Raw genomic sequence first — 14,941 nt, forward strand, 5'->3', positions numbered from 1 at the left:
ACTAGCAGTCTAAATATATGTTCCAAAACAGGACGAATCGCAAATTTTGTTTCGATAAAGTCGTGTTTATACAATGAATATGGCAGAAAACCTGTATTTATAAGGGTTGTATATTTTACATCGTGATAGATTTGCGTTAAGCAAACGGTTAATACTTCGGGAGGCATATAATGAGATCAGTGGGCACGCTCACACGGGCCGATTTGGCCGATACTGTAAACCAACAAGTTGGATTGTCACGCGCGGATTCCGCACAAATGGTCGAGTCCATTCTTGGTCATATGACAGACGCCATGGAAAACGGCGAGAATGTCAAAATTTCGGGTTTTGGTACTTTTCTGCTGCGTGACAAGGGCGAGCGGATTGGACGTAATCCGAAAACGGGGGTCGAAGTGCCGATCACGCCGCGGCGTGTGCTGACATTCCGCGCCAGCCAGATGATGAAAGACCGGATTATCGCTGGTAATTGAATCACTTGGCCTGAAATTTCCCGTAAATTTGCATCTACGGATTTTTCGCGCTAAAACAATTACATGACTGGTAAATCGAAAGATGCGCTGCGCACCATTGGTGAAGCTGTGCGCGAAATTGGCGTCAAGCCGCATATCCTGCGTTACTGGGAAGAGCAGTTTCCTATGCTCGAACCGCTCAAGCGTGCGGGGTCACGTCGATATTACCGACCGGAAGACATGGACCTGCTCAGGCAGATTAACGTGCTGCTCAATGAGCAGGGTTATACAGTCAAGGGTGCCGTCAAATACCTGCAATCAGGTGGCGGCAAGGGTGAGCCAACTGTGGCGGCACCGGTACAGTCTGAATTTACACCTGCTATGCCGCAACTGGGCGATGACAAGATCCAGAAACTGCGTGATATCCGTGAAGAGCTTGCTACAGCGCTGGCAGCCTGAGCGCTAGCGCCGGTCCATTTGCGGACCGAGTGAGGCATCCATATCACGCGGGCGGATGAGTTTGGTGAAAACTGCTTTGCCATTACCGACATCCGACCATTTCCCAATATCCAGCTCCAGCACGGCCAGCGCTGCCGTTGGAAATTTCTGTTCGACCACATCACGCAGTTCCTGCGTGCCATCATCGGGAACAAGGTCGAAGATCAAGTCTTCAAGTCCAGGGTTATGCCCCACCATCATGACATGCTGGGGATCACCTTCTACACTGCGCAGTACGTCCATCAATGTCGCTGAAGAAGCCAGGTAGATACGACGATCCCATTCGGGGTTGAGCGCGATATCAAGGTTTTTTTCCAACTGATCGATTGTCTGTGTGACGCGGGTGGCAGGTGAGGCCAGCACCAGATCGAACTCAAGCTCTTCGCGCCTTATCCATGCCGAAATTAGCTTTGCACCGGCTTCGCCGCGGGCATTGATCGGTCGATCAAAATCACGGGTGCCGCGATCACCCCATTCGGACTTGGCATGGCGCAGAAGGGTTAGTGTTTTGGCGATGATGATGTCCTTTATGTCTGCGCTTTATATCGGAAGGGAATCATCCAACGGCTTGGCATCCATTGAAAGCCCAGAACGCACCGATTGTAAAGCCTCCGCAAGCGTCACCCGGCGGATCGGCGTGCCTTCAGGAAACGCTGTGAGTAGCCGGGAGGGGAAAGCGGCGCTGAGCATCACAAACTGGCCGTTATCGTTGCGGCTGCGGATCAGGCGTCCGAATGCCTGTGCCAACCGTCCACGGATAATCATATCGTCATAAGTGTTGGAGCTGGTTTTCAATGGCGCAGTGACTGTTTCATCTCCATCCACAAATTGTTGCTGAGAAGCAAAATAAAGCTTGCGTGCGCGGTGCAGGATATTGGGCTTGGGCCATGGTACACCCTCCATCACCACCAGCCGGAGCGAATGGCCAGGTACATCAACCCCATCACGCATCGCATCGGTGCCGAGCAGACAGGCACGCGGGTCATCGCGGAAAATATCCACCAGCGTGCCGGTGTCAATCGGGTCGACATGCTGCGCATAGAGCGGCAGGCCAGCTTCCGCCAACCGGTCGGCAAGGCGGCCATGCACGCTACGCAGCCGCCGGATTGCGGTGAACAGGCCCAGAGCGCCGCCGCCCGCCGCTTCAAACAGCTGCGCATAGGCACCCGCCAGCCCAGCCATGTCGCCGCGCTTGATGTCAGTGACGATCAGCACCTCGGACTGGCTGTGATAGGCAAAGGGGCTTTCGACCGCAAAATGCGATGCCGCGCGGTCAAGATGCCGTGCGCCGCTGCGTATTTCTGCGCTGGCCCAGTTCTGTCCGTCACGCAGTGTAGCCGATGTGACCATGACACCATGGCTGGGCTTCACAACTGTTTCGGCGACGGGCCGTGCCGGGTCGAGCCAGTGACGGCGCAGGCCGATATCATATTCACGGCCTTCAAAGCGTTCGACGGCCATCCAGTCGACAAAATCCGGATCGGCTGGTCCACCGATCCGGCTGAGCAGTGACAGCCACGCCGCCAGCATATCTATCCGCCAACCCAGTGAAAACAGCGCGCCGTCCATCCGCGCCCGTGCTGCCGCATCCATCCAGTCAGGGCCTTCTTCAATCAGCGCTTCCAGCCTTTTGCCCAGCACGATGAGCGGTTTTATGAGCGCGTCCATCGCCTGTGCCGCTTTGGCCGCATGTTCGACAATTGGCCCATCCAGATCGGTGAGTTCGGTTTCCAGGCCATAGCCTGCATCCGCGCCGCCGCTCTCATCGCGTGCATAGACGAGCGTACGGATCGCACCCAAAAGCTGTTCAACCTGTCCCCATGGCGCGCCTTCCTGAAGCCTGCCCAGCCAGCCTTCGCCTGGCAATGTTTCGGCGGCTTTGCGTGCGGCTTCTATCGCTTTGCCGCCTTCCTCGTCATAGCTGCCAACGTCGGCAAGCCGTGCAGCGAGCCCGCGCCTGCGCCCTTTCGATTTGCCTTCCGGTCCCATAATCCAACGGCGCACCTCAATGGTTTCCTGCCCGGTAAGCGCGGCAGAGAACATCGAATCCGCCGCATCGAACAGGTGATGGCCTTCATCAAAAACGATCCGTGTAGGGCGGCCGTTCTGTTCACGGCCTCTGGCTGCATTGACCATCACCAGTGCATGATTGGCGATCACGATATCGGCATCCAGGCTGGCGCGGGCGGCGTGCTCAATAAAACATTTGCGGTAATGCGGACAGCCGGCGTAAACGCATTCACCGCGCCGGTCGGTCAGCGCCGCAACACCGCGTTGGCGAAATAATGTGGTGAGCCATCCGGGCAGATCGCCGCCAATCATGTCGCCATCGCGGCTATAGGCAGCCCAGCGCGCCACCAGATGGGCAAGTATGGCTGGTCGCCCGGCAAAGCCGCCCTGCAGGGCATCTTCCAGATTGAGCAGGCAAAGATAGTTTTCGCGGCCCTTGCGCACGACAACACGCTTTTTGAAAGTATCAGGATTTGGGTAAATCCGTTCCGTTTCTTGAGAAAGCTGGCGCTGCAACGCCTTGGTATAGGTTGACACCCATACCGCTCCGCCCGCTGAATGCGCCCAGAGCGAAGCAGGAGCAAGATAGCCGAGCGTTTTGCCAATGCCTGTGCCTGCTTCAGCGAGCAGCATGTGGGGAGATTTATCAGATGCGCGCGGCGCAAACACCTGCATTGCTGCCTCAGCATAGTCGCGCTGGCCTTGCCGCCGTTCTGCACCTTCGCCGGTCAGATGGTCCAGGTGTGCGGTGACATCGGTGTTGTCCAATTCGATACTGCGCGGGGCCGTGCGGGGCGGAACTTCTTCCCATTCAGGCAGGCGGGAGAACAGCCAGCGCTCGGGCCTTTCCGGTTTTTTCAGATGCTGCGCAACGGTTCCCGCCCATGGCCAGCGCAGCCGGGACAATGCCTGAGCGCTGTCCCACGCGCCCTCCCGCTCCGGCCATGCGGGGTCAGCGAGCGTGGCGAGAAGCTTGTGCGCCGCCGCCTGATAGATAAGCGGAATATCATGTTCTTCAATTTCGTCTGCTGCGCCAAAATCAATGCCCAAGACCTTTACCAGTCCCGCTGCAGTCGGCACCATAAACCGTGCCGGGTGCACAAATGCGAACAGCTCCAGCAGATCAAGCCCCGACAGCTCCCCATAACCCAGGCGCTGTCCCAGCAGCGGGGCATTCATGACTATCAATGGCGTTTCGGCCGCCCGGCCAATGGCTTCCCCCTTGGATATTGCCTTCACGCGTCCATCGCCGTCCGTCAGCCAGATACCACTATGGCTTGCATGCAACGCAGGAAAGTTTAGGGAAGGAGGTGTGGTGATGAGTGGGTCCTTGAGTCTTTTTGGTTCGCTCTCGCTCACGTTGCGGTACCGGCCCGCTCCCGACTTATCGCCGTGAGGCGATTAAAAGATAACACACAAGAACGAAAAGGAAACAGGCAAAGTGACCGATTACAGGGAAGCCGCCGAAAATTCGAAAGCATGGCCGTTTGAGGAAGCTCGCAAGCTTGCCAAACGCTATCGCGGTGAACGCGGCAAACCTGTGCCCAAACCGGATGGAGATGGCGGCATCGCACCAATGCTGTTTGAAACCGGTTATGGCCCCTCGGGCCTCCCGCATATCGGGACGTTCAATGAAGTGCTGCGCACCACCATGGTGCGCCGTGCCTATGAAACGCTGACCGGCAATCCCACGCGGCTGATTGCCTTTTCGGATGATATGGACGGTTTCCGCAAAGTGCCGGGCAATGTCCCCAATCAGGATATGCTCGCTGAGCATCTGCACAAGCCGCTTACACAGGTGCCCGATCCGTATGAGAAATATGAAAGTTTCGCGCATCACAATAATGCGATGCTGCGCAATTTTCTTGATCGTTATGGTTTTGACTATGAGTTCATGTCCTCGACCGAGCAGTATCAAGGCGGCGCATTTGACAAGACGCTGAAACTGGTACTGGCGCGTTATGGCCAGATTATGGACATCATGCTGCCGACACTGGGTAAAGAGCGGCAGGCGACTTATTCGCCGGTCATGCCGGTCAGCCCGAAAACGGGTCATGTCCTGCAGGTACCGGTTGAAGTCGTTGACGCTGATTCAGGTTTAGTGCGCTTTGAAGATGATGGCGACACGGTCGAACAAAGTGTGCTGTCGGGCGGCGCAAAGCTGCAGTGGAAAGTCGACTGGGCGATGCGCTGGGTTGCGCTGGGCGTGGATTATGAAATGTATGGCAAGGACCTGACCGACAGCGGCGTTCAGTCTGGCAAGATTGCCAAGGTGCTCGGCGCGCGCAAGCCCGAAGGTCTGATTTATGAAATGTTCCTCGATGAAAAAGGTGAGAAGATTTCCAAATCCAAAGGCAATGGCCTTAGCCTCGATGAGTGGCTGGAATATGGATCGCAGAACAGCCTGGCATTTTATATCTACCGCGAACCCAAATCAGCAAAGCAGCTGCACATGGGTGTGATCCCGCGTGCCGTGGATGAGTATTTTCAGTTCCGTACCAATTGGCACGAACAGGAAATCGACAAAAAACTCGGTAATCCGGTACACCACGTGCATGGCGGCAATGTACCCGCAAACACCATTCCGGTTACATATGGACTTTTATTAAACCTTGTTGGTGTTATGGGTGAAGCCAATAAAGAGCAGGTTTGGAGCTATTTGCGTCAGTATGCACCCGATGCCACGGCGGATAAATATCCTGACCTGGATGAGTTGATTGACAATGCCATGGCGTATCACCGCGATTTTATCGCGCCCACGCTAAATCGCCGCAAGCCGGAAGGTATCGAAGTGGCGGCACTACAACGACTGGACAGTGAATTGGCGGGTTTGTCCACTGAAGCGGTAGCTGAAGATATCCAGACCATTGTCTATACGATTGGTAAAGAGGGCGGATTCGACAATCTGCGCGATTGGTTCACGGCGCTTTATGAAACACTTCTGGGCAGCTCGCAGGGGCCACGCATGGGCAGTTTTATCTCGCTCTATGGTGTCAGTAATACGCGCAAGCTTATTGCCGAGGCCTTGGGTTAGCTCTGTCAGGCGTGACTGCCCCGCCGCCGCATCGTCCACATGATCGCGGCTATGGTTGCGATCATGACCAGATAGGCAGCCACGCCATATATCGCGAGGCCGGGAATTGTCCAGAGCAGCAGCAGATCATTGCCGCCCGGTACCGCCAGCGCGCCGACACCCATCAGGAAACCGCCGATGAAGTTCATCGATGCCAGCCGCATATTGCTGAAATGCGGGCGAAAACGATCGCGCAGGGCGGAACTGACTATCGCGCCGCCGAACAGTGCAAATATACTGAGCTCGAGCGCCATGCCTGACGACAACCCTGCGCCGTTGACCAGATTGTCCATCACCTGAGTATAGCCCCAATTATCACTGGAACCGAAAATCAATGCGGCGCTGATCCCGACTGTACACAGCGCCATCATTGCGCGGTTTCGGTCTTTTACCATCCTGTATAGGCTGATCGCGGCCAGCACGGCGAATACCAGATAGGCCGCAATACGGCCGCTGTCTTGCAATATCGGCGCATTGGCTTGTGTTACCGTAACGTTGTCCATAAACGCCATGCCATGTCCGATCCACATCGCGAGTGCCAGTCCGGCAAAAGTCAGCAAATAGGCGAAATCCCCCGTGCCAATTTTGCTGACTGTTCCCACAAAACAGGCGCGGTTCAGGAAAGCACCAATACCCATCAAAATCGCCGCAACCACCATCTGCCACCCCATCACCAGATCAACTGGCAGGTTTGCAGTACCATCCGTGGTCTGCACAAGCGCAAATAGCGTTAGGCCTGCCCATCCGGGAACCACCAGCAATCCGAACATCCAGTCCCATTTGCCTGCGATCACCAGCCGGCCGGTGGCGGCAACGGTGCATGTCGCGGCGCGGGCAAGCGCAAAGCCGAGTATGAAAGCGAGTGGGATAATGGCGAATGATGTCATCCGCGTTCACGTGCTGCAGTGAGTAATTCCTCTGCAATCCGGTCAAGATGTTTTGCATCGCCAGTGGCCACAGACATGATCATTGCGCCCTGCAACGCGGAAATAATATGCGCAGGTGAAATTGCGTTTGCTTTGCCATGCCCCAATGCCCGGTCCGTCCAATTCAGCAATCGCTGAAAGAAAAGCGAAACAGCAGTCTGTACCTGCTTTGGCAATTCACTGCTTACTGCGCCCATGACAGCGCACAGGCAGCTACTGCCTGAATCCTGATAAGCATTTTGATAGGCTATCGTGAGCCGTTCCAACCTTTGCAGAGGGTTTTCATCGTGCGTGTCCGGGGCGCCAAGGCCCGCCAGAAAATTGTTCGTGTAGCGCTCCACAACGGCTTGCCCCAAATCTTCCTTGTGCGCAAAATGGTAATGTACGGAGGCACTTTTTATGCCCAGCAAGGCCGCAATATCGCGGTAGCTCAGCGCAGCATATCCGCCCTGACGATAGCCGTTTTCGGCCATATCAAGTATCTGCTCTCGCATCGGTTTACGGGAAACGGTTTTATTCATCATGTTTGCCTATCACAAGATAGGTGTTGACGGCCAGTCTGTATTGCAATATCTATCTATCAGTAGATAGGTAAATTATGAAAGGCTGTCCCTATGAAGATATATGATTTTGAAGGTTTCCCGAATCCTGCCCGTGTTCGTATTGCCCTAAAAGAAAAGGGGTTGTTTGATGATGTGGAATTTGTGTCCATAAACGTACCGGGTGGCGAGCATAAGAAACCGGAATTTCTTGCCAAAAACCCGTCCGCTGCTGTGCCGGTACTGGAACTGTACGATGGCACATGCATTTCGGAATGCAGCGCGATTACCGAATATTTGGACCATCTGGATGGGGCGCCTGTCCTGACGGGAACGTCACCTGAAAAACGCGGCCGAATTGCGATGATGCAGCGCCGTGCGGAGGCGGGTCTTCTAGATGCTGTGGGTGCATATTTTCACCATGCGACGGATGGTCTGGGTCCCGATATTGAAGGGTATCAAAATGCCGAATGGGGCAATCAGCAAAAGAAGCGGGCTGTGGCCACAATGGGATATCTGGATGATGTGCTGGCGGGTCAGGATTATCTGGCTGGGGATGAATTTTCTGTTGCTGATATCACTGCTTTTGCCGGATTGTCCTTTGCCGATTTTGTGGGCATTGAAACCCCGCAGGCACATAAAAACCTTGCATCCTGGCGCTTCAGAATGGAAGCAAGGCCGAGTATTGGCGGCTAAGGACTATTTCAGTATGCGTATCAATGCAGATTTTTCAAAGCAAGCCGTTGTTCGTCCGGGTGATGTCGACTGGGTCCCTTCGCCGCTGCCCGGTGTGGAGCGGCAGATGTTCGACCGGATTGGCGGGGAAGTGGCACGGGCCACCACAATAGTCCGTTATGCTGCAGGCAGTTATTTTGACCCGCATACTCATGGCGGCGGCGAAGAGTTTCTGGTGCTGGATGGCGTGTTTTCAGACGAACATGGTGATTATCCGGCAGGCACCTATGTGCGCAACCCGATTGGTACGGCGCACAAACCGTTCAGCAGGGATGGCTGCACCATATTGGTGAAGCTGCACCAGTTTGCACACAATGATACGCGCCAGTTTTTCGTCCATTGGGACGATATGAAATTTGAAAATGGCGGCGTACCGGGTGTCGATTTTGCGTGGCTGCACCATCATGGGCCCGAACAGGTTAAAATGGTGCGCTGGGCCGCGGGCAGCAGCTTCCCCGAACATATCCACCCGGGCGGGTCGGAAGTCTATGTGCTTAAAGGCACGTTATCAGATGAGGACGGTGATTATCCGGCGGGAACCTGGATCCGCCACGGCGATGGTTCGCAGCATGCGCCTTATTCGAAAGATGGCGCTCTCACCTGGACAAAAACGGGACATTTAAGTGCAGATGTGTTGGGGAAGTGGGCAGGTAGGTAACTGCCTAAGAAGGTTTTACCGTCACTTCACGCAGCACCGCGGCATATCCCGGCGCGATAATCATATCCTTATGTCTATCCTTTTCACCCAGCATCCGGTGTGCGGTTTTCAGGTTGTAACAAGGTACGCCCATAAACAGGTGATGTTCGCTGTGATAATTTACCCAATAGGGCGCAACCATGGTCTGCGCCAATGGACCAGCGCGCGTCGTGCGGGCATGGCTGAATGGGTCTTCGCTGCCGGTTTCGGTACAGGCATGTTCGGCAATATTGCGGATACGCAGGAACAACTGGAATGTGGTGGCGAGCGATCCTAGCCAGAGCAGATAGGGAAGTGCCCCATAACCACTTGCAAAGGACAGCGTAAGCAGCACCAGCTGCGCAGCAAGGAATTTCAGAAAGGTTTTGCCGATAAAGACATTCTGTTCCTTTGCGCCCGGTGAAATACCCTTTAGCGCCATCAGCATCTGCGCGCCCCGCTGTTTCAGGAATGTGAGACCGGTCAGGTCGCGTAACACCTTGCGTATCATGCTGGAGCGTGTCACCGGGAATGGCGCGGATAGACCCAGGTCGGGATCCTCCGGCTGCTGCGTATAGCGATGGTGGGTAAGGTGGTAGGTGCGATAGGCATGCAGGTCCGTGCCCACCGGCACGCCCGTCAGCCATTGGCCCAGAAAATTATTGATCCTGCGTTTCGGGTGCATATGGCCATGCGCTGCGTCGTGCATGAGTATGGCCAGCCCCAGTTGCCGGCCGCCAATGATGATAATTGCCGCAATCCAGGCCAGCCAGTGACTCATCCATACGGCAAATGCAATCGCGGCAAAAATAACCGCCCAAGCATGTATGACGAGCGCAGTGCCCTTCCAGCGTGAAACATTCGTCAGCGCGGCCCATTCACCGCGCGCGAACACGTCGGTCGGTCTGGCGGCTTTTACCGCTGGCATGGATGCATCTGCTTTGTCATGGTCTTGTTATAGGCGTATAAGGCCGTGAGGTAAAATGCGGATTTTTACAGGGCACACAGCTGCCATCATCCGTGCCGTTAAAAATGTGCTGGAAGGGGAAGGCTTCGGGTTGCCTAAACCGATTTATCGCCTGCGCTTTAATGGGCGCAGTCAACCGAAGATGATATCCTCAATGATCACAGCCCGATTGAACAATACCTATTTCAACTCCTCCGCCAATCGCTTCATAAATGCCGCGCTGCGTGCGAATTGATCTTTTTCAGGTATCTGCTTCTTTTTCCTCTTTCTCATCATCTTCATCCTCTTCCGGCGGCATTGGCACTTCGCCTTTTGATGTCGCCACATCGAGATACTGGTTGGCTTTTTTGATCTGTTTGTCATCGCCATGCGCACTATATGCCAGTGGCAGGAGCGTATAGACCGCATCGGGATAGCGTTTTTCCTCTAGCTGCTGCCGGGCGACCTGCAATCTCAAAGCACTATCGAACGGGGCAAGTTCCAGCGCCCACTCCAGACCTGTCACGGCTGCTGCAGGCGGAGTAGTTCCAGTCTCTTTATATGTCTGGAAATACTGGATCAGGGGTACAGGGTAGTTATTTTCAACCTTGTTTGCTGCCAATGCAACTTCCCGCGCAGCGAGAAGATATGTTTCCGGATTGGCATCACCTTCTTCATCCTTCGCTTTTTCAGCAAGTCGCAAATAAGAATTCGCCTTCTGGACATATGCATTCATTTGCGAACCATCCAATGCAATAGCCTTGTCGGCGGCGGCAATGGCCAGCGCATCATTTCCGGCATCAAACTCTGCTTCGGAAAGTGCGTTCAGGACAGTGGCGTTACCGGGGTATCGAGCAGCGACTTTGCGCGCGTCCTGTAAAACTTCTTCTGCCTGTTTTTTATCGACACCGCGCTTGGAAATCATCACAACTGGCATAATCGCAGCTTCGCCGTCATTAAGTTTGCGTATATCGATATCACCAATTTTCAATTTATCCGCAGGCACTTTTGCATAGCTCATGCGGCCACTGCGCAAGTATCTGTCAACTTCACGCTCCAGCTTCTTGAGATCACCAAAGGCAGCTTTTGCCGATTCCAGTTCACCCTTGCCGGTTATTAACTCCTCAAAATATTTTGCCAGTTGTCCCTGCCGATTCGGGGAAAATTGCAGATAATGGTAGAGCGCCCAGCTTTGTCCGTAAAACCTGTCATAAACTGAACTGTTCTTCTTGCTTTCCACATATGCCTTTGTGTCGAGCATGAGCTTGAACGGTACTTTTTTCGCATAGCGAATTTCGTTTTCGCGGTGCTTGGCAGGATAGCCAAGACCGACAGTGCCATCTCTTTCGAATTTTGCGGTGGCGTAATATTCGGCAAAGCCTTCAGTAAACCAGAGGGGGTAGGCGCGCTGGGCCGCCAAAAACATGTAATGGTGCGTATATTCATGCAGCAGGACCGTTTCTGAAAAATCCTGCTCGATGCTGCGTATTTTCACTTTCGGAATATAGGCCACAGCACCGGTTGCGCGCGGAATATAAAAACCCGCTACTGCAGAATTTACGTTGCCTGACAGTTTGCGTACTTCATAGAGGTTTTCGACAACAAAGATTGTTACACGATTGGATGGGCTAGGAATTCCTCGTTTGCTGGCAAAATTCGCTTTTAGAGCGCTGTGATATTTTTCAAGGCGCTCGGTGAATTCGCGTAAATCATTTTCGGATTGATCAGCGTAGACGATAAAGTGGTCACTACTTGCTTTTGACCATTCTGCGTGCGCAGCTTGCGGCAACGCTAACAGCATCACGATGGCTAACAGTAAACGAATCATTATAACTCCCCATAAACTTCCAGATCACACATCATCAGGATTTGTTCCGAAAAGTAAATCTTTGGCTTAAGTTTTTACGTTCTTGCGCTACAGATCCCATATGAGTTTATGGCCATTATTCTTTTTGGTTTAGCGCAAGCGCCAGCCTCTCCATAAGCGCCGCGCCGCGTGCGAATTGATCGACAAGAATATACTCATCCGCCTGATGCGCCTGTTCGATCGAACCGGGGCCACATATCACGGTGGGGAAACCTGCCTGCTGGAACTGTCCGGCTTCGGCAGCATAGGCCACTGCGCCTGCGGGATTATTATCGCCTGTCAGTTTGCGGACAAAGGCTTCTGCTTCACCGCTGTTTTGCGGGGTGAGCGGCGGAGCGTTTGCAAGCCGTGTGAGCTGCACACCGCAACTTGGAAAAGCCTCCCGAAGTTGGCCGTCAAGCGCCGTGATCTTTTCCTTGAATGGTTTCAACACTGCTTCGCCATCCACATTTGGCGGGCAGCGAAGATCGAACATGAACTCTGCATGTCTGGCAAGAATATTGGCGGCTGTTCCACCCTGCATCGTGCCAATGGTCAGTGTGGCATGCGGCGGGACGAATGGCGATTCAGGGTCGCTATTTTCCCATAACCGACGTGCCAATACATTCAGGTCGTGCATCAGGTCCGCGGCAATCATATTGGCGGAAATACCCATATGGGTGAGGCTACTATGCGCTTCATGACCGATGATTTCGACCTTATGCACCATAATGCCCTTATGCCCGGTAATGACGTGCATATTTGTCGGTTCACCGATGATGGCGAGGGCGGGTTCGGGCAGATTCGCCGCCATATCGGCAATCATGTCCGGCGCGCCAAGGCAGCCGACTTCTTCATCATAGCTGATGGCGATATGAACGGGCTTTGCGCCATTCTTAAATAACGGAACCGCCGCGAGCGCGAGGGCGATAAATCCCTTCATATCGCATGTGCCGCGCCCGAAATATCTGTCACCACGCGTGGTTAGCGTAAAGGGGTAGCTTGACCAGTCCTGGCCATCCACTGGCACGACGTCACTATGTCCGGACAGAATGATGCCGCCTGGCACATTCGGTCCGGCAGTGGCATAGAGATTGGCTTTGCTGCCATCCGCATTTGCAACGCGTACCGCATCAACGCCGTGGTCGCGCAAATAGCTCTCAACCCATTTTATCAGGTCAAGATTGCTTTTGCGCGATGTTGTATCGAAACCAACCAGAGTTTCGAATATCGATAGTGCGGTCTGGTGCAGTTTATCCACCTGGCTGCTGCATCATCCTGAGTTTGCCGTCGATCCAGCGGTCAATTTTAGATTCAAGCACAGTCATCGGTAATGCGCCGGTGTTCAGCACTTCATCATGGAATTCACGCGGATCGAACCGGGGGCCTAGCCGTGTTTTCGCCCTGTCTTTGAGCCGCTGAATGGTAAGCGCGCCGATTTTATATGCCAGTGCCTGTGAAGGGATGGCGATATAACGCTCAACTTCGGCGGTGGCGTCGGTTTCGCCCATTGAGCTGTTGTCGAGCATATACTTAATCGCTTTTTCGCGGCTCCATGCTTTAGAGTGTAGACCAGTATCGACCACCAGCCGCATCGCACGCAGCATTTCGTCATCGAGATGGCCAAAACGCTGGTATGGATCCTTGAATAGCCCCATGGGGAAACCCAGTTTCTCGGAATAAAGTGCCCAGCCTTCTACATAAGCGGTGTTGCCGCCATAGCGCATGAAATTGGGTAATGCGTCATTTTCCTGTGCCAGCGAAATCTGGAAATGGTGCCCCGGCGCACCTTCGTGCAGATAGAGCGTGGTCATACCCGATGTATTGCGCGAAGGCAGGTCATAAGCATTAAAATAAAATATACCCGGCCGTGAGCCGTCCGCCGTGCCGCTGCTATATGAACCGCCGGCCTGGAATTTTTCAATCGACTTGTCATAAGGTCGGATTTCAAGCGGCGATTTCGGCAGCACCTTGAACTGCGTATCAATCACCTTATCGACCTGCTTGCCGATGTCATAATAACCCTGTGTCAACGCCTCACGTGATTCCGGATGGAATTGCGGGTCAGTGCGGATGAAGGTGAAAAATTCAGCCAATGTGCCATCAAAGCCAACCTCTTTCTTGATACCTTCCATCTCACCCTTGATGCGCGCGACTTCGCTCAGGCCCAGCTCATGCACTTCAGCAGGATCCAGCGGCAATGTCGTCGTCCCCTCAATCAGGAAACGGTACATGGTATCGCCGCCCTTCATCGAAGACAGACCAACTTCCTCACGTGCCACTGGCAGATATTCGTTTTTGAGGAAATCATGCAGCCGCTGATAGGCAGGATAGATGTCATTTTCGATTACGGTTTTATACCGCGCGGCGAGCTCCGCCTGCTTTGCTTCGTCTATACCTTCAGGAAACTTTTTGATTGGACCGTAAAACGCGGATTCTTCGGTCGGCAGCGCCAGCTGGGTGGCAAGTTGCTCGATCACGTTATTAATGGTGAGCTTTGTTTCAACGACACCACTGGTCATGCCTTCACGGAAACGGCCGATAGAACGGTCGAGCAGAGTCACAAAACCGGAATGGCGTTTCAGATTGTTCTCGTAGTCCTCAAGCGTATTGAAAGGCGCGCCGCTGCTGCCATTTGCAAATGTCGGATAAAATGTATGAAAGCCCGAAAAGTGATTGATGGGGCGCGGATTGGTGAGTGCCAGTATCTCTGGCGTCAGTCCCTTGAGTGTGTTTTCGGTATTGCGTTTGAACACGTCATAGGCAATCGCATCGACAGAGCCCAGTTTGCTACGGTCAATCTGCATGAGTGCATCAAGATCAGATTTGGCTGCCGCGCGTTCTCCATCCATGTAAGCGTCGGTGATATAGTCGCCAAACTGACCTGCATAGCGCATGTCGCCGCGAAACAATGCGGTGAGTGGGTTACGCTTCAGGCTTGCTTCATCGCTTGCAGCGAACAATTCACGCAGCCTTTCACCCTCGCTCTGGATCTTGACGGTCACGTCATCGCTTGCGCTTTTCTGCTGCGTTGGTGAACTGGCTGTTTTCGCATCGCTGGACGCACAGCCTGTAAGCGACAGGGTTGCCGCCGAAGCGAGCAGAAGAATACGGGTGGTCATGGGTTTGGATCCTCAATACTATTGGCTGGCAAAGTCATTAGCATGACGCTGTAACTATGCGCAATTCGCAAAGCTGCAAAAACACGACAGATTTCGACGGAAATGCACGGTATCGTGCTAT

At 53.9% G+C, this 14,941-nt stretch carries 14 protein-coding genes; 6 read left to right on the top strand and 8 right to left on the bottom strand.

Annotated features, from left to right (window positions below; genetic code table 11):
- Positions 1-170: 170 nt before the first annotated feature.
- Complete coding sequence (locus tag G6Q15_RS02820; RefSeq protein WP_164115442.1) at positions 171-470, top strand: integration host factor subunit alpha; 300 nt, start codon at positions 171-173, stop codon at positions 468-470.
- 63 nt (positions 471-533) lie between these two features.
- Positions 534-908 (top strand): MerR family transcriptional regulator, encoded by a 375-nt coding sequence (locus G6Q15_RS02825; protein ID WP_164115444.1) that lies wholly within the window; start codon positions 534-536, stop codon positions 906-908.
- A gap of 3 nt (positions 909-911) precedes the next feature.
- On the opposite strand, the gene G6Q15_RS02830 is transcribed toward G6Q15_RS02825, so the two are convergent.
- Both G6Q15_RS02830 and G6Q15_RS02835 read right to left on the bottom strand, forming a co-directional pair.
- Positions 912-1,478: a histidine phosphatase family protein gene (locus G6Q15_RS02830; RefSeq protein WP_345940285.1), complete on the bottom strand. Its 567-nt coding sequence runs from the start codon at positions 1,476-1,478 to the stop codon at positions 912-914.
- A gap of 9 nt (positions 1,479-1,487) precedes the next feature.
- Positions 1,488-4,277, bottom strand: coding sequence for an ATP-dependent DNA helicase (locus tag G6Q15_RS02835; protein ID WP_164115841.1), 2,790 nt, complete (start codon positions 4,275-4,277; stop codon positions 1,488-1,490).
- Positions 4,278-4,398: 121 nt separating this feature from the next.
- Between G6Q15_RS02835 and G6Q15_RS02840 the strand changes: the two genes are divergently transcribed.
- On the top strand, positions 4,399-5,991 hold the full coding sequence (locus tag G6Q15_RS02840) for a lysine--tRNA ligase (RefSeq protein WP_164115446.1): 1,593 nt from the start codon (positions 4,399-4,401) through the stop codon (positions 5,989-5,991).
- Positions 5,992-5,996: 5 nt separating this feature from the next.
- Here G6Q15_RS02840 and G6Q15_RS02845 read toward each other — a convergent pair whose 3' ends face one another.
- Entirely contained in the window at positions 5,997-6,917 is a 921-nt protein-coding gene (locus G6Q15_RS02845) for a YeeE/YedE thiosulfate transporter family protein (protein ID WP_164115449.1), read from the bottom strand.
- Positions 6,914-7,480 (bottom strand): TetR/AcrR family transcriptional regulator, encoded by a 567-nt coding sequence (locus G6Q15_RS02850; protein WP_164115451.1) that lies wholly within the window; start codon positions 7,478-7,480, stop codon positions 6,914-6,916. Before G6Q15_RS02850 ends, G6Q15_RS02845 begins: the two co-directional genes overlap by 4 nt.
- A gap of 90 nt (positions 7,481-7,570) precedes the next feature.
- Between G6Q15_RS02850 and G6Q15_RS02855 the strand changes: the two genes are divergently transcribed.
- Together G6Q15_RS02855 and G6Q15_RS02860 are read left to right on the top strand one after the other, a co-directional pair.
- On the top strand, positions 7,571-8,191 hold the full coding sequence (locus G6Q15_RS02855) for a glutathione S-transferase (RefSeq protein ID WP_164115453.1): 621 nt from the start codon (positions 7,571-7,573) through the stop codon (positions 8,189-8,191).
- A 13-nt stretch (positions 8,192-8,204) separates the two neighbouring features.
- On the top strand, positions 8,205-8,888 hold the full coding sequence (locus G6Q15_RS02860) for a cupin domain-containing protein (protein ID WP_164115455.1): 684 nt from the start codon (positions 8,205-8,207) through the stop codon (positions 8,886-8,888).
- Positions 8,889-8,892: 4 nt separating this feature from the next.
- Here G6Q15_RS02860 and G6Q15_RS02865 read toward each other — a convergent pair whose 3' ends face one another.
- Entirely contained in the window at positions 8,893-9,834 is a 942-nt protein-coding gene (locus G6Q15_RS02865; protein WP_164115457.1) for a fatty acid desaturase family protein, read from the bottom strand.
- A 55-nt stretch (positions 9,835-9,889) separates the two neighbouring features.
- Between G6Q15_RS02865 and G6Q15_RS02870 the strand changes: the two genes are divergently transcribed.
- Complete coding sequence (locus tag G6Q15_RS02870; protein WP_164115110.1) at positions 9,890-10,108, top strand: hypothetical protein; 219 nt, start codon at positions 9,890-9,892, stop codon at positions 10,106-10,108.
- 6 nt (positions 10,109-10,114) lie between these two features.
- Here the strand turns inward: G6Q15_RS02870 and G6Q15_RS02875 are convergent, their stop codons facing one another.
- The 3 genes from G6Q15_RS02875 to G6Q15_RS02885 form a co-directional block, all read right to left on the bottom strand.
- Complete coding sequence (locus G6Q15_RS02875) at positions 10,115-11,680, bottom strand: DUF1570 domain-containing protein (RefSeq protein WP_164115459.1); 1,566 nt, start codon at positions 11,678-11,680, stop codon at positions 10,115-10,117.
- Positions 11,681-11,795: 115 nt separating this feature from the next.
- Positions 11,796-12,959 carry an acetylornithine deacetylase gene (argE, locus tag G6Q15_RS02880; RefSeq protein WP_164115461.1) on the bottom strand — a complete coding sequence of 388 codons (1,164 nt, stop codon included), beginning with the start codon at positions 12,957-12,959 and terminating at the stop codon, positions 11,796-11,798.
- Positions 12,952-14,820, bottom strand: a complete 1,869-nt coding sequence (locus tag G6Q15_RS02885; protein ID WP_164115463.1) for a DUF885 domain-containing protein — start codon at positions 14,818-14,820, stop codon at positions 12,952-12,954. The genes argE and G6Q15_RS02885 overlap by 8 nt, the downstream gene beginning before the upstream one ends.
- Positions 14,821-14,941: the final 121 nt, after the last annotated feature.

This window comes from Sphingorhabdus sp. Alg239-R122 (assembly GCF_900537065.1).
Lineage (GTDB): Bacteria > Pseudomonadota > Alphaproteobacteria > Sphingomonadales > Sphingomonadaceae > Alg239-R122.